Consider the following 23,800-nt stretch of genomic DNA (forward strand, 5'->3'; position numbering starts at 1 on the left):
AATAACGGGCTCCGCACGGTCCCGCCTCTCTCCCGGGGAGCGATGCGGGAACCGCGCGAGGCTTGGTGCAAACGTTACTTGGCGGACTGCGTCGACTTGTCTTGCGCGTCCTGGATTTTTTTCGCGATCGTCTCCGGCTTGCCGCCCATCAGCAGGTCTTGGAGGCCGTTGTTGACTTCGTCCGCGACGGCGGAGGACAGCACGCCGTCGTACACGGGCGTCCGGTTCACGCTGTTGACGAGCGCGTACACTTCGGCGAAGATCGGCGTGACCTTGCTCTTGTCGAGATCGACCTTGTAGCTGACGAGCTGGTTGCTCTCAAGCACCCGCTTCTGCGCGTCCGGGCCGGCCATCGCGTACAGGAGATCGAAGGCGGCTTCCTTCTTCGCGCCGGATACCTTCTTGCCCATGCCGAGACCCGTGCCGACGACGCCGGACAGCGTGTTCGGATCGCCTTTGCCGCCCGGAATCGCGGGCAGTACGGTCGCACCCATCTGGGACATCGCGTCCTGGGAAGCCGTGGCCGCCAGGTTCGTCAGCGCCCAGCCGCCGTCGATCATCATCGCGGCTTTACCTTGGGCGAAATACTGCTCCATCTGCGTATTGTCGAGGGCGTTGAATCCGTCCTGGAACGCGCCGGCCTTCTGCAGATCCTGCAAGTACTTCAGCGCCTGCACGAATTCGGGGTCCGTGAACTTCGCGCCGTCGCCGGCCGCCGCTTTGAGAAACCACTCCGTGCCGGTGACGCGGTCTGCCAGCGAGCTGAAGATGCTCGACTGGGCGAGCCACGCGGCTTTGTTGCCGAGCGCGATCGGCGTGATCTTCTTGCTCTTCAGCACGTCGACGGCTTTGAGCAGGTCGTCCCACGTCTTCGGCACTTGCAGGCCGTTGGCGTCGAGGATCGACTTGTTGTAATAAAGAATGGACGTCGGCGACAGGGCGATCGGCGCGCTGTAGATGTCGGAGCCGATCGTGAAGCCGTCGAAGGAACCGGGCAGGAAGTTGTTTTTCCACTCCGGCTTGCCGTCCAGCAGCTCGTTGATCGGCTGGATCAAATCCCCGGCCTGGAACTCCTTGGTCATGACGCCCGGCCACATGACGAACAGGTCGGGCATCTCGTTGGCGGCCGCGACGGTCTTTAGACGCGTCCGGTAGCCGTCCGGCGGAATCGCCTGGATGTCGAGCTCGACGTTCGGATGGCTCTTCTGGTATTCCTCGATGATGGCGCGCATCGTCTTGGCGCGCTGGTCGTCGCCCGTATAGTTATGCCAGAGCGACAGCGTGACCTTTTCCTTGCCGTCGCCGCCGGCGTTTCCGCCGTTTCCGTTTCCGGATTCCTTGCCGCCGCTATTGCCGTTGCTGCTCCCGCAGCCGGCCAGCGCCAGCGACGTCGACAGCGCGAGAGCGGCGAGCGCCCATGTCTTTTTCTTCATTCGATATACCCCTCCTGATTGAAGTTCGATGTCGCTTGCGGTGGAACATCTCCAGTATAGAGGCGGCTGGCCGGGGCGGGCAGGGGACAGCCATCAGGAGGAGGGGGGAAAACGATCGGGTCTTTGGCGGTATTCGGTCGGCGTTTGGCCGGTATGTTTCTTGAACAGCTGCGTGAAATATTTGACGTCCTCGTAGCCGACGTTTCCGGCGATCTCGCCGATCTTGGCGGGCGACCGGTCCAGCAGCGCCATCGCCCGGCGCATGCGCTCCCGCGTCACGAAGTCGATGTACGTGAGCCCCGTCTCCCGCTTGAACACTTCGCTGAAATGGCTAGGGTGCAGGTGGACGTGCCCCGCCACCTGCTGCAGGGTGAGATTGCGGTCCAGGTTGTCCTGGATGTAGACGATCGCCCGGCGGACGTAGGAGACCCGGTCGCCGGACAGGAAGTCCCGGTACAGCTCCATGACGGCCTGCAGCCGTCCGAACAGCATCTCCCGGGGACTTCCGGTCCGGTCCGGCAGCTCGTGCCGCATCTGCTCGTCCGGAGGCACGTCCTCGCCGAGCGACTGCATGGCCCGCCACACCCACCGCTGACCCGAGAGGACGACGGATTGCAGATACGCTTCGAGCGAGTCGGGCGTCACCTCCGGATCGGCGAGCTGCGCGCCGACCGCGTCGTCCACCCAGTTCCGCAGCTCGATGACGCTTCCCGTCTTGAGGACGGCGATGAGCCCCGCCTCCTCCTTATCCGTGCAGAACGCCCGGCTGCCGTTGCATCCGGCGACGCGATCGTATCGGACGAACGCCTCTTCGCCGGCGATCCAGCGATAGGCGAAAGCGGCTTCGGCCTCCCGATAGGAGCGGGGAAGCTCCTCCAGCCTGCCGACGCAGGAGCCGGCCGCGGCGAACAGCTTGCATTTGAGCTTGCGGCAGATCCGTCCGAGTGCCGCCTCGATCGGTTCGGTCCCGCGATCCGCTTCAGCGCGGCCCAGGACGAGGAGGATGTGATCTTTGCGGAGCAGCGTCTCGCAGGGAAGCAGCTCCTGGGCGACGTTGGCCACCGCGAAGTGGGCCAGCGCCAGGTCCGCGGCGGAGGCGCCCCAGCCCGAGGCGGAGACGAGCAGCACCTGGTAGGCGGCGGCGTCCGCACGCAAAGCCGGCAGGAGCTCCTGAACCGGCGGAGCAGACGAATCGGCCGGCGGGCCTTCGGTCGCGAGTCGCTCCAGCAGGCTGTCGCGGAAGGCGGTGCGGCCCAAGCTCTCCTGCCTGCGCGACGCCCAGCGTGCGAGAAGGCGCTGCTTCGCCTTCATCGCCGCCATGATGATCTCCTCCGGCCGGCTCGTCTTCAGCAAATAGTCGCCTACCCCGTCCCGAATCGCCTGCTGGGCATACGAGAAGGAGTCGTACCCCGTCAGGATAATGATTTCGGTGTCCGGCAGCAGCCGCTTGATCTCGGCGGACAGCTCGAGGCCGTCCATGCCGGCCATGCGGATATCCGTCAGCACGATGTTCGGCTGCTCGGCCGGGAACCGCGCGAGCGCCTCCTCTCCGGAAGCGGCGGGAGGCAGCAGCTCGAAGCCGAGCTCGTCCCACTTGATGACGGTGCTGAGGCCGTTGCGGATGATGACTTCGTCGTCTACGATCATGACCTTCATGTCGGTTTCCCCTCCGTGGCCGGCAGCGTGAACGAGACGCGCGTCCCGACGCCCGCCGTGCTTTCGATTTGAAGTCCGGCTTCCGCCCCGTAGTGCAGCAGAAGCCGGTGCTGCACGTTGCGCAGCCCGTAGTGTTCCTTGGCCGTCCGGTCGGGCGCCTGCGGCTCGTTCAGCCGCGCGACGATCCGCTGCAGCTTGTCCGGCTCGATCCCGACGCCCGTGTCCTCGACCGCGAACGTCATTTGCTCGCCCTGCAGGCTCGCATGGACGCTGATCGTCCCTTTGCCCACCTTCTTCTGGATGCCGTGCGCGAGCGCGTTCTCGATGAGCGGCTGCAGCAGCAGCTTCAGCATCGTCCGGCTCAGCAGCTGCGGGTCAACGGCGAACAGAATGTCGAACTGGTCCGGATACCGGATCGCCTGAATGTTGGCATAGTGGCGCACGTGGGCGATCTCCTGCTCCACCGTGCAGAACTGCGCGCCCTGGTTCAGACTGAATCGCAAAAAGTCGCTCAAATTGCCGACCATCTCCGCGATTTGGTGATCCTGATTCATGAGCGCCATCCAATGGATCGACGACAGCGTGTTGTAGAGAAAGTGCGGGTTGATCTGCGCCTGCAACGCCTGCCGGTCGGCTTCGGTTCGCGCCGCCTCCGTCATCTTCACCTGCTCGGTCAACCGTTCGATCCGGCCGCCCAGCTGGTTGTAGCTGCGAACGAGCTGGCCGACCTCGTCCATCGACTCGACCGGATAGATCGGCATCGGCTTTTCGGGATCGGTGCGTTTCAGGAAATTGGTCAGCATGCGGAGCGGACGTGTCATCCGCTGCACGAAAAACAGCACAAGCGCGGCGATCGCGAGCAGCGCGACGCCTACGGCGGCGGCCGTCAAGGCGAGCACATAGCGGTTCTGCGCCTTGTAATCCGCGACCGGAATCGCCTCGATCAGCTGCCAATCGGCGACCGGCAGGGTGCGGTACAGCACGGTCATCCGGCTCTTGCCGCTGCCGTGGTAGACGGCCCCCTCCGTCCCGTCGAGGAGCGGCAGGCCGGGCAGCAGCTCGTCCACCGTCGCCGGTAGTGCGTCCATCGAACCGGAAAGCACCTGGCCGGAGGCGTTGGCAAGCAGCAGAAAGCCGTCGCCCTCGATGCCCGACCGCTTCAGCATGCGGGCGACGACGCTTTCGTCCAGGCTGATGACCAGCTTGCCGAGCGGCCGGAACGAGTTTAAATTGCGGATCGGCCGCACGAGCGAGAGCACCTGCTTTTGCCCGGCCGCCGTATTCGTCCGGTACAGCGGCGTCCACCACGACGGATGGGCCTCGAAGTATTCGGGGTCGGTCCGCGTGACGTCCGGCAGCTCCGATTCGAAGATCGTCGTGCTCGATACCGGCACCGCCGCGCTGTTCGGATAGATGGTCATGTCCGAAATGTAGGTTTTGGAGTAGGTCAAATTCGAAATAAACTCGATCATGCGCGTCTGCTGCATGGCCGCCTCGGCTTCCGGGCTCCTCAGGTACAGCTGGACGTCCTTGTTGCCGATCAGAAAGATCGACATGTTCTCGACATCCCGCATCATGAACTCCAGGTTCGTTCCGAGCTGCCGCAGCACGCTCGTGCCCGACTGCTTGGCCTTCTCCTCCGTCAGGTTCGAGGCGATGAGATAGGAGAAAAAGCCGAGCGAAAGCAGCGGGAACAAAATCGAGACGAGGAGCAGAATCGAGATTTTGCGTTTGAGCGATCTGCGCAGCCAATCGGTCATGTCGCACCTCCGTAATCATAAACTCCCTCTGCCGCGCGGACCGCGGGCGGAACCCGCGGCCCTCCGCGATGCAGAGGGAGTCGTCTTGCTTCCTGCATCGCTACACGTCGTAGTGGACGACATAGCGATGCATTTCCGTATGGTAATAGCCCAGGCTCAGCTCGACCAAGCCGCCTTCGGCGTCGTACGAATACCGCGTCCGCTTGAGCAGCAACCCGCCCGGCGGCACCCCGAGCGCGGCTTGCACGTCCGGGGGCGCCGTTTCCACGGAAAATTCGTCCCGGTATTTCGCGAGCGACACGTCCTGCTCCTCCAGCAGTCCGTACAGCGACTGGGCGCCGAGATCGGACGCAAGCAGATCCGCGACCTCGCTTGTCAGGTAATGCGTGTAATGGATGTAGGGCCGGTCGTTCAAAAAATAGAGGCGTTCGATGCGCAGGGCGCGCTCGCCGAACAGCCTGTGCGCTTCGGTCCCTTCCGGATTGGCCGCGATGTCCGCCCGCAGCAGCTGCTTGCGGATCCGGTGCCCTTCCTCCACCAGCACTTCGGTGAAGCGCTTGAGCTTGGACAGCTTGGACGAAGAGGTGTTGCGGATGACCCTCGTTCCTTTGCCGCTGCCCGTTTCCAGATAGCCCTCCTGCGTCAGTTCCTTGATGGCGCTCCGGACCGTGATCTTGCTGACCTGGAATTCCTGCTCGAGCTGCGGCTCCGACGGGATGTTCGTGCCGACCGGATACACGCCGTGCAGGATGCGGTCTTTGAGGATGTTCATGATTTGCAAATAAAGCGGCTTTTGCCGGCGGGACAGCTTCATGGGGTTCGCCTCCTATCGTTCGACATCGCCCGCGGCGTCCGTCATCGCGCGGACGATGTCGCGCTCGGACGACATCGGCGTATCCCCGACGACCGTATGCGCGAGCATCGCCGCGGCGGCCGCGAAGTTCACCGTGCGGCCGGGGGCGAAGCGTTCCAGTTCTCCGTGTACGATGCCGCTCGTGTAGGCATCGCCTGCCCCGATCCGGTCGTAGACGGCGAACGTAAGCTTGTCGGAGAACGAGAACGTCCCGTCCTTGTATAGATAGCCTTGCAACGAATGCGTATTGTCCCCGTTGATTTGCCGGTGTGTGCCTGCGACAGCCGCGAGATCGAAACTTCGCGCGACCGCGGGGATGAGCTCGACCAGCTGCTCGCGGCGCTCGGCCTGGCTCGTAGGCATGCCCAACGTATGGATCGCGTCCTGCTCGTTCATCATCACGATGTCCGACAGCTGAAGCATCTCCTCATAGTGCGGCTTGGCAAGCGCATAGCCGCCTTCGCCCCAATGCGCGGGCCGGTAATTGCAGTCGAAGACGACGGTGCCTCCCCGCGCCTTCACCGCGCGGGCGAGCGCCTTCATATGCGCGCGCACCCCGTCGTTCATGGCGAGGGAGATGCCGCAAAAGTGGACGACGTCGATCCGCCCCGCAATCGCCTCGTAATCGTAGGCGTCCGGAGGCGCCGTGTTGAAGCTGCTCTCCTGCCGGTTCGTGTAGGTGACGCGTCCCGGACGAACGCCGAAGCCGTTTTCGAGAAAGTACATTCCCAAGTATTTGCCGCCCCGATGCAGAAAATGAGGCAAAATGCCAAGCTTGCGCAAAAAAGAAGCCGCGGCGTCGCCCACCGAATTGTCCGGCAAGCGCGTGATGAGGCTGCCTTCGTGGCCCAGCCGGGCGAGCGCCGCGCTAACGTTCACGCCCGTTCCGGAGAAGGAGTAGTTCAGACTGCTCCCCTGGGTCAGCAGCTCGTAGCCCGGCACCTGCAGGCGCATCATCACCTCGCCGAATGCCGCAATCCGCTTAGGCATGGGCGTCGACCAGACGTTTCGTCGTCCGGAGCAGCTCTTGCACGTCCGCGACGTTCGTTCGGCCCGTGGACTTGTCGATGATCGATGAATACACGTGCGGGATGACCTGCGGCACGTTCGCCTCCAGCGCGATGCGGAGGATCGCTTCGAAGTTGCCGAGGTCGATGCCGCCGGTCGGCTCCAGGGCAAAGCCGGCTTCCCCGCAAGCCTTGGCGACGGCGCGCAGCTCGTCCTCGCAGGCGAGACCGTTCATCGGGAAGTACTTCAGCGCGTTACCGCCCATATCTCGGACGAGCGCGATGGCCGCTTCGACCGGCACGATCGCGGTCTGCCCGGCGGCCGCGCTGGCCGGACCCGTCGAAATGTTCACGTAGCCGGCTTGGCCCGTCGGAGATACGAGGGCGTTGATCCAGCTGTCCCGGGCGCCCAGGTTCGCGCGCGTCGCGCCGACGGCCGGGAACACCTGGTTGATGTGGCTGCCGGGATAATGCTTCGCGATCTCCGCGACGACGGCCGCCTGACGGTTGTCGCCGGCGCCGAGCCCGATCGACACGGCCTCGTCGATCGCTTCGCCGTAGCGGCGCATCGCCTCCACCGCCGCCTCCGCCGTCGGATAATCCTTTGACAGGACGCCGACCAGCACATGGCCCTCGGCCGCGTCGAACACTTCCTTGGCGTTATCGATGCTGTTTGCGAGCACGTTCAGTGCGGCCCGCCCCTTGTACCATCTGCTTGCGATCCGGGTCATGTCAATTGCCTCCTGTCAGCGCGCGGATCCGGTCCGCGATCACGTGGATGTCGTCGCCCTGCAGCGGGCGGGGATCGATGTCGAAGTAGCCTTGGCGGACGCCGTAGTCACGGGTATAGATGGCGATGTCGCCTTCCTGCAGTCCCAGGACGACCGCTTTGGCCGTCGTGCCGGACGCGGCGGGATCGATATGCACGCGGCCCCGGAAGATCGCGCGTCCCGCTTCGTCCTGCACGATCGTCACTTTGACGCCGGGGATGTCGTTCAGCGGCAGCAGCACCCGCTCGACGGCTGCTTTTTCCTCCGCGCTGCGGTCGACCTTGACGCTGTATTCGTCCAGCGCCTGAAGCAGACCGAACGTCGTCTCCTTGCCCACCTTCATGCTGCGGCCGATGCCGTGCAGCTGCACCTTGACCCATTCGACGTAGCGGCGCTTGCCGCCGACGATGCCGGAGGTCGGCCCTTCGATCGCTTTGGAGCCGCTGTAGATCGCAAGATCCGAATATGGCACGTACTTCTGCAAATCCTCTTCGGCCGCCGCATCCACGATAAGCGGCACGCCGTGACGCTGGGCGACCTCCCACGCCTCCTCGACGGAGATCATGTTTTTTTGAACGGCGTGGTGGCTCTTCACGTACAGGATCGCGGCCGTCCGCTCGCCGATCGCGTCCGCGAGGTGCTCGGCTTTGCCTTCGTTGGCGTAGCCTACTTCGACGAGTTTGCCGCCGCCCAGAAAGACCATTGTCTCGACGGGCGCGCCGTACTGGACGTTGTGTCCCTTCAGGATGAGGATCTCGTTTTTCGCGATCGGCTCTTGATGCAGACGCTCGCTCAGCCTGCGGTTGCCCTGCGTCACGATGCCCGCGACGCAAAGCGCGATGCCGCTCGACGCGGAGTTGACGACGACTGCCGCCTCCGAGCCGAGGATGCGGGCGACGTAATCGCCGGCCTTGTCCACCAGGTCCGCGATCTCGACGTACCGCTGGCCCCCGCGCTTCATCGCTTCCATAACCGTGTCGCTCGGCGCCGAAACCCCCAGGATGCTCATGCGGCCGCTCGCGTTGATGACCCTTTTTAATCCGTATTTAGCATTCCATGAATCGCCCATTCGCGATAACCCCTTTTGCGACCAAATTGATTGATGACATGCGCGCTTCCCCTTCGGAATCGATCAGCGCCACCGCTTCGTCGCGGATCTCGAACCACGTCAGATTGGCCCGGTCTCCGACTTGGATGCGGCCGAGCTCGGGGCGTCTCAGCCACGCCGCCGGCCGGCTCGTCACACCCGCCACGACGTCCGCGAGCGGATAGCCCAGCTGCAAAAACTTCGTCATGACGCGGGCCAGACTGTAGACGGGACCGTTCAGCCGGTTGCCGCGGTACAGATCCGAGCTGATCGTGTCGAAGTGGACCCCGTGCACCTTGGCCCCCTCCGCCACCCGGAACGAGAAGCTCGCGGTTCCGTGGCCGACGTCGAGTCGGACGCCGCGCGCTCGCGCCGCCGCGAGCTCCGGGATCGGCTGGCCTTCGTCGTCGAACAGCATGTTCGGCTTGCCGTTCAAGTAATGCGTCACCACGTCCCCTTGCGCGAGCAGCGGAAGAATGTCCTGGATGCGCGGCGGCTTGGAGCCGACGTGCACCATGAGAGGCAGCGACGTCTCCTCCGCGAACGCCCGCGCGAGCCGCAGCGGCTCCAGTCCGTTGTCGCGGACGACGCTGCTGCTGATGCGGGCTTTCAGGCCGACGATGAAGTCGGGAAATGCCCGGACCGCCTTCAACGCCTCCGCACGATCGATCCAGGCGAGATCGGACAGCTCATCGATCCGCTCTAGACCGATGCGGGAGACGTTCAGCAGCGCGTACAAATTGGTGTAGGCCTGATCGCGGCTCGCCGCCAGATCCGCGATTCGGTCCGCTCCGCAGCTGCCGGCGTCGACGACCGTGGTCACGCCTTGCTTCACGCCGATTTCGTCGATCTCGTCGCCATACGGGTCGAACGCCGGAAACGCGTGAACGTGCAGATCGATCCACCCGCTCGAGACGTAGCATCCGTCCAGCGCGAGCACCCGGCCTCCGGCGGCGGTTCCCGCCGGCGCGATGTCCGCGACGACGCCGTCTTCGACGACAATGTCGATCGTTTCTCCGTCCACCCGCTTAACGCCTTGCAGCACGATCCGTTCAGCCAATGCTCTCACCTTCTTCTCGTTTGCTGGGTTGAAATGCGTAGGATGCCGTGAGCTTTGTTTCACCTAGGCTCTGGCGGCAAGCATGCGGGCGGGGCATGCGACACATACACCGCATATGGCGCATGTCCGATATGGCGAATGTACCGCATTTAGCGCATGCCTGCATTTGGCCCATGTCCGCATATGGCGAATGCCTGCATACGGCGCATGCCCGTATACACATCGCCTATTCCTCATATGCCGCATTTGTCGCATACGCCCAATACGCAGCCATCCATTCTTAAACATTATAACGTTATGAACCAAAAGTAACATGGTCCGGCGATTCGGTCAATAGAACAGGATCATGTTTTAGGTTCGAAAATTCGTAATGACAAACTTCAATTCGCTGGCCGTATTTGTCAGTCGTTCTCCCCTATACTAAAATAGAAGAAACGAACCACCACTAGACATCGGAGGGATTGTGCATGTTTACCACGATCGAAGGATTTGTCTCGGAATGGAACCAAGAATACCAGATTACGCTGAACGTCATGAACGCCCTGACGGACGCTTCCCTCTCCCAGGCGATCCGGGGCGACCGCCGGACGCTCGGAGGGCTCGCCTGGCATCTCGTGGAGTCGCTGGGCTACATGAGCCAGTGCGGCCTGTCTTATGAAGGTCCTGCGAAAGACGAGGCGATCCGCCAAAGCGCCGCCGCGATCGCGGAAGAATACCGGAAGCTGGGCGAACGGATGGTACAGGCCGTGCAGACGCAGTGGAAGGACGAGGATTTGGCGAGGACCCAGATGCTGTTCGGCGAGGAGTGGCAAAACGGCGCTACATTGAGATTTACGGTCATGCATCAGGTTCATCACCGCGGCCAAATGACCGTCCTCATGAGCCAGGCGGGCCTTCGCGTCCCCGACGTATATGGGCCGACATACGATACGTGGGTCGAACGCGGCATGACGCCGCTCGTGTGAGAAGTACGAGCTGGAGGATTGGAACACTAGGACGAGCTTCGCGGCTTGGTCGAACGTCAAAGAGGGAGTCTAGGACTCCCTCTTTGAGCATTTTTGCCCGCCATAGGCCGAAGAAGGAGTCCACGATTCCCTCTTTGAGCGGTTTGGCCCGCTGGATGCGAATGAGGGAGTCTAGGACTCTCTCTTTGAGCGTTTTCCGCCTGCTTAGGCCGTTTCCGCCAGATGAGCGGCCAATCGGTCCATCGTGGACTTGGCGCCTTCGATCGCGCCAACTTCACGGACGGTTTTCTCCAGGGCCTCAACCGACGGGAATGTCATGACCATAGTCAGGTCGGTCTGCTGCCCCCGTTCCGCAAACGTCACCGTCACCCGGAAATCCTCCGATTCTCCGTCGCCGTGCGCGTATACGATCCGTTCCGGACGAACGACCTCCAAATAGCGGATCTGATTGTCATAATCGGCGCCGTTCGGACCGTGCATGACGAAACGCCAACGGCCGCCCTCTTTGACGTCGATCGCCTGCGTCGTGATGGTGAAACCCGACGGCCCCCACCAATGCGGCAGATGCTCCGGTTCCGTCCACACTTTGTAAACCAATTCGCGCGGTGCGTTAAACGTTCGGGTAACTTTCAGTTGAGGGCCTTCGATGGCCGTGTTGGTTTCGTTCGGGGCATGCGCTTGACTCATGATTCGGATTCCTCCCGTACTTGAATATGGATCTTCGCTTCGTTATCGTTTGCCGTTTACTTACCACATCTTCGTGATTTGCTTGCTCGTTCCTGCTTGTAGTGAATGCTATCCGGGCCTACGACTTAAATATACTCTAAACGGAATATTCCTGTAAAGGGATATTTGGACTTTTTTCTTGCTGGAGGTAAGTCAATCGGCGCGATATTGATTGATTGATGAGGTCAATCAGTTGCAAGGAGGATCAATCTTGTTTGTTGAAGGACAGTCGTGCTTGTGGGGACAGTCGTGCTTGTGGGGATAGTCCTGCTTGCGGGGACAGTCGTGCTTGGTGTGGGGACAGTCCTGCTTGTGGGGACAGTCCTGCTTGTGGGGACAGTCGTGCTTGTGGGGACAGTCCTGCTTGTGGGGGGACAGTCGTGCATATTCGGTCCGCCGTATGGCCGCTTAAAGTCGCTCGACGCCTTGGCCGGCGCGTACGGCTCGGTCCAGATGCTCCCGGAGCGGACTCCTCGCAGCAGATGGCATCAAATCGTTCGATCCGCCGGGGGCGGAGGAAGCCAATCGGGACGTGACTGCGAATAACGGGAATCTCCTTGGTGGGAACATGCGCCATCGGTCAGGCGTGTCGTTCGCACGGGACGCGGCTTGCAATTTGTGTTATCCTGACCCTATGACCAACCGTGGCAGATTCATTGTCCCGTAGGAAAGGTGCCGTCGATCATGTTTACGCTCAAGGAAAAGATGTACCTGCTCCAGTTGCTGAAAAAGGAAAGCCGCATATCTTTCTGGCGTCTGCGTCGCAAGCCGCCCGAGCATGACGCGATTCGGGATAAGCTGGAGCAAATGATCCGAAACGAACAAGTCAACCGCCAGCATTTGAGCTAACCGCGTCGCAAGCTGCCGCCTCTTCGCGCTTGAAGCCGCCTCCGGACGAGTAGAACCTTCGCTTTTTCCGATACCGCCCGCGATTCCCCCTCCTGCCCGGAAGCGCCGTTCAAGTGGAAGCAATACCCGCTCCTGCCTTCGGTCAAAAGCCGGACCGACTGCGCCACGCCGATCGGCATCGGCTTCCCTGCGAAAATGTCGACCGTCTCCCACGGAATACGCGTCACATGGGCGCGGTGGAGCTCTTTCAAGTAATTCAGCGTCGGAGACGCCGGCTCCTCAAGTCCGAGTCGGGTCAAATAAGTGCGCTGCGTGTCTTTCTCCATCGGGCGCTTCCCTCCTTGATTTTCGATGAATGGTCAGAATCGCGCCAGGGACGTCGGCGAACCGGCCCAGCCTCTCTTATCGCCCCCTGACGGACGCAAGCATCCTTGCCAAATTGCGCGACGTCGCATACAGGTTGGCCTCGGCATCCCGCAGACAGTCCTCCAGCGCCGCCGGGCGCGTGACGGTCGACAGGCAGCCCGCGAAATGCGGCAGCAACTCGATCCATCGGTCCCCGAGGCTGCCGGAAATCAGGTAGGCCGGCTTGCCCGCTTCCCGGGCGACACCCGCAACATGGAGCGGCAGCTTGCCGTATAGCGTCTGCCCGTCGCTGCTGCCTTCGCCCGTCCAGACGACGTCAGCGCGGCGAACCCGCTCTTCGAGCCCGCACAGCAGGCCCACCACTTCGGCGCCGCGCTCGATCCGCGCGCCGACGGTCAGGAGCGCGGCGCCCAGTCCTCCCGCCGCGCCCGCGCCCGGCGCGTCGGCATGGCGCTTCCCGCTCGCCTGCGCAAGCAGCTCGGCATAATTCGCCATCGCCCGCTCCAGACGTTCCACCGTCGCTGGATCCGCTCCCTTCTGCGGACCGTACACCCGGGTCGCCCCTTCCGGGCCGAGCAGCGGATTGGCGACGTCGCTGGCCACGAGCAGCGTGCATTCCGCCAGCCGCGGGTCGAGTCCGGCCAGGTCGGCGACGGCCATCTCCGCGAGATCGCGGCCGAATCCCGTCAATTCGGCGCCCCGGCCGTCCGCAAACTTAGCGCCGAGCGCGGCGAGCATCCCCATCCCGCCGTCGTTCGTCGAGCTGCCGCCCAAGCCGACGACCAGGTGCCGGATGCCCAGATCGAGCGCCGCACGGATCGCGTCGCCGAGTCCCCGCGATGTCGTGTGAAGCGGATTGCGCTCCTCCAGCCGCAAAAGCGGCAGGCCAAACAAGCCCGCCGCCTCTACGACGGCCCATCGCTCCCCGCCGCGACGGAAAATGCCGATCTCCGCTGCGAAAGGCCGTCCGAACGGCCCGGCGGCGGCAATCCCGATCCGTTCCCCATTCGCCGCGTTCACGATGGCATCGAGCGTGCCTTCCCCGCCGTCGGCCATCGGAACGGCGTCCGTCTCGGCTTCCGGCAGCTCCTCCCGGACCGCGCGCGCCATGACGGCGCACACTTGCGCGGCGCTCAGCGTGCCCTTGTACGAATCCGGTGCCAGCACGATTTTCATCGTCTCTTCGCCCCCCTCATGTCGTACGAACGATGATCCCCTTGGCTCAAGAAGCCCAGATGAAGATCTGCAGCGACATGGCGCTCCCTCTTTTCAGCCCCATCTTGGAAAAAGGGCCGTCAAGTCACGGAGCGCTTGCCAGTCTATTGCTTATTTTACATGAAAAGCAGCTGGGCGGCAGGCGGGGCGGAAGCTTTCTTGCGGATGGTTCACGCGCAGGAGCCGTGCTGCACCTCGAACGCCAAAAAAAACCTGCTGGGACGGGAGGCATAGTGATTCGTCGGAATCGTCATCTTGGCGTCGAAACGCGGATGGCGAAAAAAACATCTATACTTTTCTCGGTCATCAACCATGCTTTGTAGGGTCCATCGGCGCTTTTCGGTCTGTTAGAATGGGGAAATAACGCTCTCAAGCGCCATTCGAGGAGGAACCGAGTTGACCGCACCTGTTAAATTCAACCAGCCGATCGTTACGCACATGTACACCGCGGACCCGTCGGCGCACGTTTTCGAAGGCAAGATCTACATTTATCCGTCGCACGATCTCGACCATGAACGGGCGTCCAACGACAACGGCGACCAGTACGACATGGAAGACTATCACGTCTTGTCCATGGACGACGCGGCGTCGGCCGCCGTCGACCACGGCGAGGCGCTGCATGTGAGAGACGTCCCTTGGGCCAAACAGCAAATGTGGGCGCCGGACGCCGCCTGCAAAAACGGGACTTATTATTTGTTCTTCCCGGCGCGCGACCACGACGGCATCTTCCGCATCGGGGTCGCGACGAGCTCGTCGCCTGCCGGCCCGTTCGCGGCGCAGCCGTCTTACCTGCCGGGCAGCTTCAGCATCGATCCGGCCGTCCTGGTGGACGATGACGACCGGGCTTATATGTATTTCGGCGGATTGTGGGGCGGACAGCTGGAGAAGTGGCAGGGCGGGACGTTCGATCCGGATGCCGAAGGGCCTGCGCCCAATGAGCCCGCGCTCGGGCCGCGCGTCGCCGAATTGAGCGAAGACATGCTCTCGTTCAAGGACGCGCCTCGGGAGATTGCCATCCTGGACGAAGACGGGCAGCCGATCCTGGCCGGCGACGAGGACCGCCGCTACTTCGAAGGTCCGTGGGTTCATCGGTACAACGGCCTCTACTACCTCTCCTATTCAACCGGCACGACCCACAAAATCGTCTATGCCGTCGGCGAGCATCCCATGGGGCCGTATACGTTTAAGGGGACGATCCTGACACCCGTCATCGGCTGGACGACGCATCACTCGATCGTGCAGTTCCGGGACAAATGGTACCTCTTCTATCACGACAGTTCCCTGTCCGGCGGCGCCGACAACAAACGCTCCGTGAAGTTCGCCGAGCTGCGGTACAACGACGACGGCACGATCGTCGCGATCGATCCGTATCCGGAGAAATAATCGCGGTCGGTGCGCGGGGGCATCTGCTATTTCCCGCAGCGCAGCGCTGCCGGCTCGAAACCAAGCCGAAGGACCTCCGATTCCGCGGCCAGCGGAACCGAAGGTCCTTTTGTTTAGGGCGTGTTTTCCCGGTCCAGTGCGGTCCGGAACAGGCTTTCGATCTCGACGCTGCAAGGATCGGCTCGGCGTTGCGGCGGCGGTCGGGACCCGGAATTCGAATCGCCTCGGCGACATGGCGCCTACGGCGCCGGCGCCGCGTCTAATCCTCGACCGGCCACGCGGGGTTCCAGACGACCTCCCACAAGTGGCCGTCCGGATCGAGGAAGTGACCGGAGTAGCCGCCCCAAAAGGCGTCGTGCGGAGGGTCCGTCACGATCGCCCCGGCTTGGCGCGCCTGCTCGACGACGCGGTCGACCTCCTCCTTGCTCCCGACGTTGTGGCCGATCGTGAACTCGCACGAGCTGGGCGCCGAACGGGGCACCTTGGTCTCGTGAACGAGGTCGTCCCGGCCCCAGAGCGCGAGCTTCACGCCCCCCTGCAGTTCGAAAAAGGCGACCGCCCCGTGCTCGAACTCCCGGCCGACAATCCCTTCGGTCGGCAGGCCCAATCCGTCGCGATAAAAGACCAACGACTTCTCCAGATCCGCCACGGCCAGCGTTAATACCGATAATCTTGGTTTCATACGCGCTTTCGCCTTCCCTTCCTTGTAATTACAAAGGCTTCCTTCCTATGATTGCCCATCGACAACGTTCCGGAATAGGAAAAAACGGACATCATATCCGCCACACCTGCCGGGGAGTCAATCCGTAGTACCGCTGAAAATGATGAATCAGATGGGATTGGTCGTAATAGCCGAACCGGACCGACAGATCGGCAAAGGGAGCGCGCGACCCCCGGTGCAGCTCGCCGAGCACGCTTTGGAACCGGATAATGCCGGCCAGTTCCTTCGGCCCCATGCCGAGCTCTTGCCGGAACGCGCGCCGCAGGTGCTTGTCCGAGTAGCTGACCGCCGCAGCCAGCTCGCGGACGGTCATCGCGCCTCCGCTGGCGTAAAGATACCCCATCGCCGCGCCGACCAGCGAACCGCCAGGCGCGTTGTCGGTCCGATGCAGGATGTGCCGCAGCCTGCGCTCCACGTGCGCGATCGCATCTCGAACCGAGCTGGAATCGACGACCTTCTCCGCCAGTTCGGCCGCCTCGGCGCCCCACATCTCGTCCAGCCGGACGTGATAGCCGGCCAGCGACGAGACGGGGTGCCCGAACAGCCGCTTCGCCCGATCCGCGAAAAATCGGATGCCGAACATGGCATACGTTTCGTCGAGGACGATCGTCTCGTACGTCGTCATGAGACCGGCGGCGAAAGCGGCCCGCGAGGCATCCGATGCATGCCGGTCAAAGATCAGATCGACGCATCCGTCCGGCAGGATGCGGTGCAACAGGGCGGCCTCGGACGGCCGTGCGTCGATCGTCCAATAGCAAGCGACGTACGGCGATAGAAGGGGAGACGGCGCATACTCCCGGTAACGGTAGGACGCATCCTGTAGATCGCGCTGCAGAATGGGCGGTTGAAGCGGTCGGTAGCGGTGCATCGTCTCACTCCCTTCCTCGATGTCGAGCGAATGTTGTTACGTCTATCATCTCCCCGAAGCTTTATGGGTGTCAAGCGCCGCTCCCCCCTCTTGCCGTCCTCTCGCTTGCACGTCAGACCCCTCTTCGATATAATGACCGTAGTCATAAATGACCAAGGTCATTTTTTAGTCCATGGCTGAAATGGAGGAGGAAATCATCGATGACCCGCGAGGAAAAGAAAAAGAAGATCAAAGCGGACATCACCCGCAACGCCATCGCTTTGTTCAAAGAGAAAGGGTTCGACCAGGTAACGGTCGAGGAAATTGCGCTCCGAAGCGATATCGCCAAGGGGACTTTTTTTAACTATTTCTCCAAAAAGGAACACGTTCTTCTGCACATGGCCGATTCTTATTTACCTCTAATGGGTCAAATCTTCGGGCGGCATCGGACCGGTCCGGTACGGGCGCGCATCGAGTGCATCCTGAGCGATCTGCTCGACCTTTATTTGCAGTATGCCGATTTGCTTCGGATTACGCTGGTGGAGTCGATCCGCGCATCGCTCGCGGCCGGAGACGAGGAAACGAACATTTCGCGGTTACGCTCCGCGTTCTCCGCGTTTCTGGAAGACGCGCAGACGGCCGGCGAGATACGGACCCGGGCGAATGCGGACGATTGCGCCGCGCTGTTGGTCGGCCTTCTTTTTCAAACGCTGATCCTCTATTCGTCCCGGCTCGACGCGCCGGAGATGCGCCGGATGCTCGTTCGGCAGCTGGACCTGGCCTGGGAGGGAATCGCCGATGCGACGGTTGAAAAGAATCTTTAAAAGCAAGATTACGATTTCGCTGCTTATTCTGATCGCTTTTATCTATGCAAACAATACGTCTCTGTGGGTCCACCGGGACGGAACGCCGCTCCTGCTGGCCCATCGCGGTCTGGCTCAAACCTTCTCCATGGAAGGCATCGAGAATGACACTTGCACAGCCGAGCGGATTCGCGAACCCGAATACCCGTACCTGGAAAATACGATCCCTTCGATAGACGCGGCGTTTCAAGCCGGCGCGGACGTCGTCGAGCTGGATATCAAGCCGACCAAAGACGGCGAATTTGCGGTGTTTCACGACTGGACGCTGGATTGCCGGACGAATCTGAAAGGCACTACCGGGGACTATACGATGGCAGAGTTGAAACGAGCCGACATCGGATACGGCTACACCGCCGACGGAGGCAAAACTTATCCGTTCCGCGGCCAAGGCGTCGGCCTGATGCCTTCGCTCGAAGAGGTGCTGAGCCGATTCCCCGATGAGGAATTGCTGATCCATATCAAGAGCAACGATCCGGAGGAAGGCCGGCAGTTGGCGCGGTATTTCGCGACCCTGCCGGCAAGCCGCGTCGATCAGCTGGCCGTCTACGGCGGGGACGAGCCGATCGCGGCGCTGAAGGACGAACTCCCCACGGTCCGGGCGATGTCCAAAGAAACGATGAAAAGCTGCCTTGTCCCTTATCTGGCAGCCGGTTGGACCGGCTATTTGCCGAACGCCTGCAAACATACGGAGCTGCACATTCCGGAGAAGATCGCGCCCCTGCTGTGGGGTTGGCCGGACCGTTTCTTGAACCGGATGGACCGCGCAGACACGCGCGTCATCGTCGTGGGCGGGGACGGCAGCGATTTCTCGAGCGGCTTCGATTCGCCCGCCGACCTCAAGCGGCTGAAGGCCGACTACTCGGGCGGCATCTGGACCAATCGGATCGACCGGATCGCGCCGCTGTACAGGCACGGCGGATAGCTGCCGTCTAAAAGTCCGCCCCCGCCTTCGGAAGCCACGGGCATGCGGTTCCCGCATACGTCACGGCGAGCCGGTGCATCGCCCGCGTGCAGGCGATATAGAGCAGGTTTCGGTCCAGCGGCGTCCGGTAATGGTCGGCATCGGCGTGGGGAACGATCACCTGGTCGAACTCCAACCCTTTGGCCAGATGGGCGAAAGCGATTACGACGCCCTCGCGATAGCGGTCGCTGGCAAAGTCGAGCAGCGTGAGTCCTTCGCCAGCCCCGTTCTCCGACAGCGACCGATAGAGCCGCTCCGCCTGCGGCCCCGTCTTGCAGACGATGCCGAGCGATCGGTGCTCCCCGGCGCGGAAATCCGCGATCTCCCGGCGAAGGAGCGCCAGCTCCGCCTCCGCATCGGCGGCGCCGAGAACGCGGGGCTGGGGACCGTGGCGCTCGATCGGCTCGATCCGGCTGTCCGGGCGAATATGCCGGGCGAACCGGATGATCTCGGCCGTCGAGCGGTAGCTTTTGCGGAGCTCGACTGTGTCCGCCTGGGGGAAGATCGCCTTGATCTCGTCCAGCGCAGAGGAAACGTAAGGCTGAACGGACTGGCCGGCGTCGCCGAGTATCGTCTTCTTGCAGGGAAACAAGCGTGCCAGAACGGCATACTGCATGCACGTGTAATCCTGCATCTCGTCGACCACCAGATGTTTGACGTCGTCGTAGCCCTTGCTCCCTTCGAGCAGCAGCTTCAAATACGCCACGGCGAACGCGTCCGCATGCTCCAGCTTTTTCGGCCCGAGCGACCGGAACAGCTCCGGTTTGTGGAGCGAACGATAAAAGTCTTTGTAAATCTCGAGGACGCGGAGTGTCCGGAACATGCGCCGGATCTTCGTTCGGATCGCTTTTGCATCGGCCCGGCTCGGCTTGTCGCCGTCCTCGTCCCGGGCTTCGCCCGCGATGACGGCCGCCGTTTTGTCTAAGCGGGCCTCGACGGGAAGCGCGCTCGCCGCATGGTAAGCGGTCCGGATGTCCTCGCGGGCGACACGGATCCCGCCGACTTCGAGATCCGTCGGTTCGAAGTACGTCTCGGCGATCCGCTCCGCGAACCACTCGAGCGTTCGCACGAAATCGATGCCCGACTTGAAGCGGATCCGCTCGGCGAGACCGGCGTCCCCTCCGGCGAGCAGCGCGGACACCTGCTCGCCGAACGTCTGGCACTCGCAAACCCCTGCGAGCAGGCCGGCCGCCAGCTCGTCCATGCCGAGCTCCGGGATGTTCTCCTCCCCGAGCTCCGGCAGCACGCCCGCGATATAGTCGGAGAACACTTTGTTCGGGGAAACGATGCGGATCTGCCCGGACGTAAGCGTCCCTTTGTGGCGATAGAGTAAAAACGCGATCCGGTGCAGCGCGACCGACGTCTTGCCGGAGCCGGCCACACCTTGAATGATCAGCTCGCGGGCGTGCTCGTCGCGAATGATGCGGTTCTGCTCCTGCTGGATCGTCGCGACGATGTTCTTCATTTTTTCGTCCGAGCGTTGGCTGAGCTCCCGCTGCAGCACGTCGTCCTGGATCGCGAGCGAGGTTTCGATCATGTACGCCATGGCACCCTCTTGGATTTTGTACTGCCGTTTGAGCAGCAACTCTCCCTTCACCTCTCCGCCCGGAGATGCGTATGCCGCCTTCCCGACTTCATAGTCGTAGAACAGGCTCGCGACCGGCGAGCGCCAATCGTAAACGACGTCCGCCCGGCCGTCTTCCCCGGAAAAGGCATGGACGCCGACGTAGTGCGCGGTCTCCTCCGCGTCCCCTTCCGCGAGAAAGTCGACTCTGCCGAAGTAGGGGCTCGCAAGCAGTTTCCGCAGCTTCTGCAGCTTTTCCGCCGCCTTCTCCCCCTGGTCGATGACGAGCGAGATGTCGACCCGGTTCGCCGCCAGTTCGGCCGGATCGAGCCCGGACCGGTTCTCCCAGACGTACCGCTTCGCCTCGAGCACGCCCCGCCGGGCGTTATCGACCTTCGCTTCGATCGATGACGCGGCTTCCCGCAGCATGCGGGTGACCTGTGCCAGGTAGATCTTCTCTTCCGCTTCGGTTGGATTTCGGACCATACGCGCTCCCTCTTTCCTGCTTGGAATCGTCTTTAGTATAGAGAAATGGAAAAAAAGGTATAGACTTATATTTTTCTTTGTTGTATTATATTTTTATCGTGGGTCCAAAAAAGGACATACGATTCAGATGCCCATCCAACCAAGTCTCCTTCGTTCGGGACTTGGTTTTTTTATTGCTTAGCCCTTGCCGTTCCCTTCCGGAACATGCGAAAAAACCGCCGAATCGGCGGTTTTTTCGGTGATGGAGCATTCGGTTGGGGATGATTACCGAATCGAGGGCTCGTTGATCTCCGTCATTTCGTAAGCGCGGTGAGTCCTTCTCGCCTCGTCGGCGGCATTCAGCACGATATCCGCCACTTCTTCCGCTCCCTTGATATTGCGCAGCATAAAATGCGGCGAATCGGCATCGGTCGAGCTGATATAAATATCGCCCATGCCCCACAGGCGTTCCCACAGATTGCGCTTGGAAGAGCCGTCCCGAACGCGGTAAAGCCGAATTTCTTTTCGCGTTCTCGTAAAGATTCCTTTCTCGACGATGACGCGGGTATCCGTGATCGTATAGGTCGTGAAAGACGGAAATCCGTAGTTGAAAGGCTTGCCTTTCCACAGCACGTTTTCGGCCATGCGATCGCCTCCTGCTCAGCGGTTGGGTGCATTGCGCCGGCTCGTTGTCTGCCCGAACGCACCGATGCCTCTACTATAGGGCAGGAAACCAGGCATCGGCAAGCAGGAAACTCGGACTCCCTCTTTGACTCTCGCCCCCTAGACTCCCTCTTCGACCCGCCGTTTCCGCGCATGTAGGAGTCCTGGACTCCCTCTTTGACGCTCGACCCGCCGCGAACCTAGCGAACCCCGAGCCTGCGACGCACGAATGACCCGATATGGACGATCGCCTCGCGGGCTTCGGGCAGATGAGACGCCAGAAACGGAAAGACGCTCCACATCCGCCCCCAAACCTCCAGCTCGACCGAAACGCCCGCCGACGTCGCGCGCTCCGCCAGCCGCTCCGCGTCGCTCAGCAGCACTTCCTCGTCTCCGGCCTGAACGAGAAGCGGCGGCAGCCCTTCCAACGAGCAGCGCAAGGGCGAGAGCAGCGGGAGGGACTCCGCCTCGCGATAGCGGGAGCCCAAATAATCGCGCAAGATCCGCTCGCTCGCCGCCCGGCTGCCGGTCGGGTCCGATGCGGCCCGACTCTCGTAAGACTCGCCGTCCAGATGGACGAGGTCGGCATGCGGCGACAGCAAAAACGCGCCCGCCGGCAGCGCCTCGCCGCCGTCCCGCAGCGAGAGCAGGGTCATCAGGGCGAGCGAGGCGCCGACGGAGTCTCCGCCGAGCACGATCCGGCCGGCGCCGCAGCCGTTCTCCGCGAGCCAGCGGTAAGCGAGGAGCGCGTCGTCGTTCGCGGCGGGATACGGAAACTCGGGTGCGAGCCGATAGGCGACGACGAGCGCCGGCGTACCGGCGGCAAGCGCGATCCGCGAGACGAGGTCCCGGTAGAAGGCGCAGGTGCCGGAGACGAAGCCGCCTCCGTGCAGGTAGAGAATCGCGCCTTCTTCCCTCGTCCCCGCAGCAGCTTCGGGGATGATCCATTCTCCTTCAAGGGTGCCAATACGCGTCGCGCGAACCCGAACCCCTTCCAACTGCGGCAACCGGCGCGCAGTCTCCTCCATGTCCCGGCGAATTTGCTCGACCGTCCTGCTCTCGTAACTGCCCGTTTGCCGAAGATGATGCTTGATTGCCCGAAGCGTCTCGACGCTCGTGGTTGACTTCATGCCGACTCCCCGCCTTTGCTTGGTTTATCCCAAGCATACGGCCTGTAGTACGGTACAGGGTCAAGTAGGCGAATCCATCCCCAGCTCCCGAAGCGTATCCCGAATTTGCGGATGCCGATCCGCCCGCCCGAGCTGCTCTTGAAGTCCGTCCAGCCGGGCCAGCTTTTCCTCTTGTTCGGCGATCTGCCGGCGGATTCGCTCCCGCTTGCGATCGATCGCCTGGAGAAAATCGACGATCCCGAGCTCCGCGCGTTCGGCGCGCGCGAGCGCTTTTCGAATCTCGCGCAGCGTAAAGCCGCAGGATTGGGCGTTTTTGACGAAGGTCAACCTCGCCACGTCCGACTCCCCGTAACGGCGATAGCCGGACTCGGTCCGCGCGGGCGGCGGGAGCAGGCCCATCTTCTCGTAATAACGCAGCGTCTCTCCGTTCACTTGCGCCAACTTGGCCAACTGTCCCCGCGTATAGGCCGGCATCTCCCTACCCCTCTCTCGCGTTTCGCACCTCCCTATTCTACCATGCTTGGCGCTTGCCCGAAGCGAAAGGGACAAGGCCCGGCCCGCCGTTTAAAAACGGCCTTTCGCGGCGATCATTCGTCCAAGCCCCGCGAGACGGCCCCGCATTGACTGGTAGTATCCCAGCAGACAGGCGGTGACCGAATGATGGTTCGTCCTATTTCTCGCGGGCAAGCTCAAGCGATTCGCAAAGTGAACGCCGGCTTGCGCAGAGGCTACGGCTGGTCCTCGGCCAACTGGTCCGGCATGGTCGTCGCGAAAGACGCCCGCGCGATCAACCGCGTCTCGGCGCAATGGATCGTTCCGCACGTTCTCCCTTCATCCCGATCCGCCTATTCGTCGGCCTGGATCGGGATCGACGGATTCTCGAACAACAACCTGATCCAGACCGGCACGTCCCACGATTACGTCAACGGCAAAGCGAGCTACCAGGCCTGGTGGGAGATTCTTCCCGCCGCGGAGACCGTGATCCCGCATCCGGTCTATCCGGGGGATCGCATTCAGGCTTCGATCGCCAAGCTCGGCGGCGGCAATCGCTGGGTCATCCGCATGCGGAACGCCACGCAAAACTGGACGTTCACGACCGTTCAGAGCTACAGCGGCCCCCAATCGTCCGCGGAGTGGATCGTCGAGGCGCCCCAACTGAACGGGAAGCCGACTCGCCTGGCGCGATTCGCCCCGATCAAGTTCGCCCGATGCCGGCTCAACGGCGCGAACCCCAAGCTGAAGATGAACGAGCGCGGGTACATGGTCCAGAACAACCGGATCGTCTCCGTCCCGTCGCTGCCGAACCGCGACGGAGACGGCTTTGCGGTCCGCAGGACGTCGCTCCCGTCCCCGTCGTAACTTGGGTCCTCCCCGCTTCCCCGTTTTTGCGGCGGCACGACAAAAAAGCTTCCTTCCAGGACCGTTCGGCGGGAAAGGAAGCTTCTTGGCGCGACCC

General features: G+C 62.3%; 24 protein-coding genes. 7 read left to right on the forward strand and 17 right to left on the reverse strand.

The genetic code is table 11. The annotated features are described in order from the left end of the window. Positions 1-74: 74 nt before the first annotated feature. From LKX83_RS19055 to LKX83_RS19095, 8 genes are all read right to left on the reverse strand, one after another. On the reverse strand, positions 75-1,433 hold the full coding sequence (locus LKX83_RS19055) for an extracellular solute-binding protein (protein ID WP_227883881.1): 1,359 nt from the start codon (positions 1,431-1,433) through the stop codon (positions 75-77). Between the two features lie 93 nt (positions 1,434-1,526). Then, the gene (locus LKX83_RS34150) at positions 1,527-3,089 is read right to left on the reverse strand and encodes a response regulator (RefSeq protein WP_304518340.1); all 1,563 of its coding nucleotides are present in this window, start codon (positions 3,087-3,089) and stop codon (positions 1,527-1,529) included. After that, on the reverse strand, positions 3,086-4,849 hold the full coding sequence (locus LKX83_RS19070) for a cache domain-containing sensor histidine kinase (protein ID WP_227883882.1): 1,764 nt from the start codon (positions 4,847-4,849) through the stop codon (positions 3,086-3,088). The genes LKX83_RS34150 and LKX83_RS19070 overlap by 4 nt, the downstream gene beginning before the upstream one ends. Positions 4,850-4,949: 100 nt before the next feature. After that, positions 4,950-5,663 carry a GntR family transcriptional regulator gene (locus tag LKX83_RS19075; RefSeq protein WP_227883883.1) on the reverse strand — a complete coding sequence of 238 codons (714 nt, stop codon included), beginning with the start codon at positions 5,661-5,663 and terminating at the stop codon, positions 4,950-4,952. Between the two features lie 12 nt (positions 5,664-5,675). Then, positions 5,676-6,692: a sugar kinase gene (locus LKX83_RS19080; RefSeq protein WP_227883884.1), complete on the reverse strand. Its 1,017-nt coding sequence runs from the start codon at positions 6,690-6,692 to the stop codon at positions 5,676-5,678. Next, positions 6,685-7,440, reverse strand: coding sequence for a 2-dehydro-3-deoxy-phosphogluconate aldolase (gene dagF / locus LKX83_RS19085; RefSeq protein WP_227883885.1), 756 nt, complete (start codon positions 7,438-7,440; stop codon positions 6,685-6,687). The genes LKX83_RS19080 and dagF overlap by 8 nt, the downstream gene beginning before the upstream one ends. A gap of 1 nt (position 7,441) precedes the next feature. After that, on the reverse strand, positions 7,442-8,548 hold the full coding sequence (locus LKX83_RS19090; RefSeq protein WP_227883886.1) for a DgaE family pyridoxal phosphate-dependent ammonia lyase: 1,107 nt from the start codon (positions 8,546-8,548) through the stop codon (positions 7,442-7,444). Further along, positions 8,526-9,626, reverse strand: coding sequence for an amidohydrolase/deacetylase family metallohydrolase (locus LKX83_RS19095; protein WP_227883887.1), 1,101 nt, complete (start codon positions 9,624-9,626; stop codon positions 8,526-8,528). The genes LKX83_RS19090 and LKX83_RS19095 overlap by 23 nt, the downstream gene beginning before the upstream one ends. Before the next feature lie 467 nt (positions 9,627-10,093). Between LKX83_RS19095 and LKX83_RS19100 the strand changes: the two genes are divergently transcribed. Then, positions 10,094-10,591 (forward strand): DinB family protein, encoded by a 498-nt coding sequence (locus LKX83_RS19100; protein ID WP_227883888.1) that lies wholly within the window; start codon positions 10,094-10,096, stop codon positions 10,589-10,591. 204 nt (positions 10,592-10,795) lie between these two features. Here LKX83_RS19100 and LKX83_RS19105 read toward each other — a convergent pair whose 3' ends face one another. Next, complete coding sequence (locus tag LKX83_RS19105; RefSeq protein ID WP_227883889.1) at positions 10,796-11,278, reverse strand: SRPBCC family protein; 483 nt, start codon at positions 11,276-11,278, stop codon at positions 10,796-10,798. Between the two features lie 723 nt (positions 11,279-12,001). On the opposite strand from LKX83_RS19105, the gene LKX83_RS19110 reads away from it, so the two are divergent. After that, positions 12,002-12,166: a hypothetical protein gene (locus tag LKX83_RS19110; RefSeq protein ID WP_227883890.1), complete on the forward strand. Its 165-nt coding sequence runs from the start codon at positions 12,002-12,004 to the stop codon at positions 12,164-12,166. On the opposite strand, the gene LKX83_RS19115 is transcribed toward LKX83_RS19110, so the two are convergent. After that, the gene (locus LKX83_RS19115; protein ID WP_227883891.1) at positions 12,163-12,492 is read right to left on the reverse strand and encodes an arylamine N-acetyltransferase; all 330 of its coding nucleotides are present in this window, start codon (positions 12,490-12,492) and stop codon (positions 12,163-12,165) included. The genes LKX83_RS19110 and LKX83_RS19115 overlap by 4 nt on opposite strands. Before the next feature lie 76 nt (positions 12,493-12,568). Next, the gene (locus LKX83_RS19120) at positions 12,569-13,708 is read right to left on the reverse strand and encodes a glycerate kinase (protein WP_227883892.1); all 1,140 of its coding nucleotides are present in this window, start codon (positions 13,706-13,708) and stop codon (positions 12,569-12,571) included. Positions 13,709-13,749: 41 nt separating this feature from the next. On the opposite strand from LKX83_RS19120, the gene LKX83_RS19125 reads away from it, so the two are divergent. Beyond that, complete coding sequence (locus LKX83_RS19125; RefSeq protein WP_227883893.1) at positions 13,750-14,070, forward strand: hypothetical protein; 321 nt, start codon at positions 13,750-13,752, stop codon at positions 14,068-14,070. A 73-nt stretch (positions 14,071-14,143) separates the two neighbouring features. Further along, positions 14,144-15,130, forward strand: coding sequence for a glycoside hydrolase family 43 protein (locus LKX83_RS19130; protein ID WP_227883894.1), 987 nt, complete (start codon positions 14,144-14,146; stop codon positions 15,128-15,130). 259 nt (positions 15,131-15,389) lie between these two features. On the opposite strand, the gene LKX83_RS19135 is transcribed toward LKX83_RS19130, so the two are convergent. Both LKX83_RS19135 and LKX83_RS19140 read right to left on the reverse strand, forming a co-directional pair. Next, on the reverse strand, positions 15,390-15,812 hold the full coding sequence (locus LKX83_RS19135) for a VOC family protein (protein ID WP_227883895.1): 423 nt from the start codon (positions 15,810-15,812) through the stop codon (positions 15,390-15,392). A 91-nt stretch (positions 15,813-15,903) separates the two neighbouring features. Next, positions 15,904-16,719 carry an AraC family transcriptional regulator gene (locus LKX83_RS19140; RefSeq protein WP_227883896.1) on the reverse strand — a complete coding sequence of 272 codons (816 nt, stop codon included), beginning with the start codon at positions 16,717-16,719 and terminating at the stop codon, positions 15,904-15,906. A gap of 200 nt (positions 16,720-16,919) precedes the next feature. Here LKX83_RS19140 and LKX83_RS19145 point away from each other — a divergent pair, with 200 nt between their 5' ends. Beyond that, positions 16,920-17,522, forward strand: a complete 603-nt coding sequence (locus tag LKX83_RS19145) for a TetR/AcrR family transcriptional regulator (protein WP_227883897.1) — start codon at positions 16,920-16,922, stop codon at positions 17,520-17,522. After that, positions 17,497-18,483 (forward strand): glycerophosphodiester phosphodiesterase family protein, encoded by a 987-nt coding sequence (locus LKX83_RS19150; RefSeq protein ID WP_227883898.1) that lies wholly within the window; start codon positions 17,497-17,499, stop codon positions 18,481-18,483. The genes LKX83_RS19145 and LKX83_RS19150 overlap by 26 nt, the downstream gene beginning before the upstream one ends. Before the next feature lie 7 nt (positions 18,484-18,490). Here the strand turns inward: LKX83_RS19150 and LKX83_RS19155 are convergent, their stop codons facing one another. The 4 genes from LKX83_RS19155 to LKX83_RS19170 form a co-directional block, all read right to left on the reverse strand. Then, positions 18,491-20,572, reverse strand: coding sequence for a HelD family protein (locus tag LKX83_RS19155; protein WP_227883899.1), 2,082 nt, complete (start codon positions 20,570-20,572; stop codon positions 18,491-18,493). A 264-nt stretch (positions 20,573-20,836) separates the two neighbouring features. Then, positions 20,837-21,196, reverse strand: a complete 360-nt coding sequence (locus LKX83_RS19160) for a PH domain-containing protein (RefSeq protein ID WP_227883900.1) — start codon at positions 21,194-21,196, stop codon at positions 20,837-20,839. A 218-nt stretch (positions 21,197-21,414) separates the two neighbouring features. After that, positions 21,415-22,344, reverse strand: a complete 930-nt coding sequence (locus tag LKX83_RS19165; RefSeq protein ID WP_227883901.1) for an alpha/beta hydrolase — start codon at positions 22,342-22,344, stop codon at positions 21,415-21,417. Positions 22,345-22,404: 60 nt separating this feature from the next. Next, positions 22,405-22,818, reverse strand: coding sequence for a MerR family transcriptional regulator (locus LKX83_RS19170; protein ID WP_227883903.1), 414 nt, complete (start codon positions 22,816-22,818; stop codon positions 22,405-22,407). Positions 22,819-23,001: 183 nt separating this feature from the next. On the opposite strand from LKX83_RS19170, the gene LKX83_RS19175 reads away from it, so the two are divergent. Next, the gene (locus LKX83_RS19175) at positions 23,002-23,703 is read left to right on the forward strand and encodes a G1 family glutamic endopeptidase (protein WP_227883905.1); all 702 of its coding nucleotides are present in this window, start codon (positions 23,002-23,004) and stop codon (positions 23,701-23,703) included. Positions 23,704-23,800: the final 97 nt, after the last annotated feature.

The sequence above is a fragment of the Cohnella baijiui genome, assembly GCF_020731285.1.
In the GTDB taxonomy this organism is placed as follows: domain Bacteria; phylum Bacillota; class Bacilli; order Paenibacillales; family Paenibacillaceae; genus Cohnella.

Excerpts from the sequence above, each read along its gene's own strand:
- LKX83_RS19110 (WP_227883890.1), top strand. The coding sequence starts at position 12,002 with ATGTTTACGCTCAAGGAAAAGATGTACCTGCTCCAGTTGCTGAAAAAG.
- LKX83_RS19115 (WP_227883891.1), bottom strand. The coding sequence starts at position 12,492 with ATGGAGAAAGACACGCAGCGCACTTATTTGACCCGACTCGGACTTGAG.
- LKX83_RS19145 (WP_227883897.1), top strand. The coding sequence starts at position 16,920 with ATGACCCGCGAGGAAAAGAAAAAGAAGATCAAAGCGGACATCACCCGC.
- LKX83_RS19070 (WP_227883882.1), bottom strand. The coding sequence starts at position 4,849 with ATGACCGATTGGCTGCGCAGATCGCTCAAACGCAAAATCTCGATTCTG.
- LKX83_RS19135 (WP_227883895.1), bottom strand. The coding sequence starts at position 15,812 with ATGAAACCAAGATTATCGGTATTAACGCTGGCCGTGGCGGATCTGGAG.
- LKX83_RS19175 (WP_227883905.1), top strand. The coding sequence starts at position 23,002 with ATGATGGTTCGTCCTATTTCTCGCGGGCAAGCTCAAGCGATTCGCAAA.
- LKX83_RS19090 (WP_227883886.1), bottom strand. The coding sequence starts at position 8,548 with ATGGGCGATTCATGGAATGCTAAATACGGATTAAAAAGGGTCATCAAC.
- LKX83_RS19170 (WP_227883903.1), bottom strand. The coding sequence starts at position 22,818 with ATGCCGGCCTATACGCGGGGACAGTTGGCCAAGTTGGCGCAAGTGAAC.
- LKX83_RS19100 (WP_227883888.1), top strand. The coding sequence starts at position 10,094 with ATGTTTACCACGATCGAAGGATTTGTCTCGGAATGGAACCAAGAATAC.
- LKX83_RS19150 (WP_227883898.1), top strand. The coding sequence starts at position 17,497 with ATGCGACGGTTGAAAAGAATCTTTAAAAGCAAGATTACGATTTCGCTG.
- LKX83_RS19120 (WP_227883892.1), bottom strand. The coding sequence starts at position 13,708 with ATGAAAATCGTGCTGGCACCGGATTCGTACAAGGGCACGCTGAGCGCC.
- LKX83_RS19140 (WP_227883896.1), bottom strand. The coding sequence starts at position 16,719 with ATGCACCGCTACCGACCGCTTCAACCGCCCATTCTGCAGCGCGATCTA.
- LKX83_RS19055 (WP_227883881.1), bottom strand. The coding sequence starts at position 1,433 with ATGAAGAAAAAGACATGGGCGCTCGCCGCTCTCGCGCTGTCGACGTCG.
- LKX83_RS19160 (WP_227883900.1), bottom strand. The coding sequence starts at position 21,196 with ATGGCCGAAAACGTGCTGTGGAAAGGCAAGCCTTTCAACTACGGATTT.
- LKX83_RS19075 (WP_227883883.1), bottom strand. The coding sequence starts at position 5,663 with ATGAAGCTGTCCCGCCGGCAAAAGCCGCTTTATTTGCAAATCATGAAC.
- LKX83_RS19105 (WP_227883889.1), bottom strand. The coding sequence starts at position 11,278 with ATGAGTCAAGCGCATGCCCCGAACGAAACCAACACGGCCATCGAAGGC.
- LKX83_RS19080 (WP_227883884.1), bottom strand. The coding sequence starts at position 6,692 with ATGCCTAAGCGGATTGCGGCATTCGGCGAGGTGATGATGCGCCTGCAG.
- LKX83_RS19165 (WP_227883901.1), bottom strand. The coding sequence starts at position 22,344 with ATGAAGTCAACCACGAGCGTCGAGACGCTTCGGGCAATCAAGCATCAT.
- LKX83_RS34150 (WP_304518340.1), bottom strand. The coding sequence starts at position 3,089 with ATGAAGGTCATGATCGTAGACGACGAAGTCATCATCCGCAACGGCCTC.
- dagF (WP_227883885.1), bottom strand. The coding sequence starts at position 7,440 with ATGACCCGGATCGCAAGCAGATGGTACAAGGGGCGGGCCGCACTGAAC.
- LKX83_RS19155 (WP_227883899.1), bottom strand. The coding sequence starts at position 20,572 with ATGGTCCGAAATCCAACCGAAGCGGAAGAGAAGATCTACCTGGCACAG.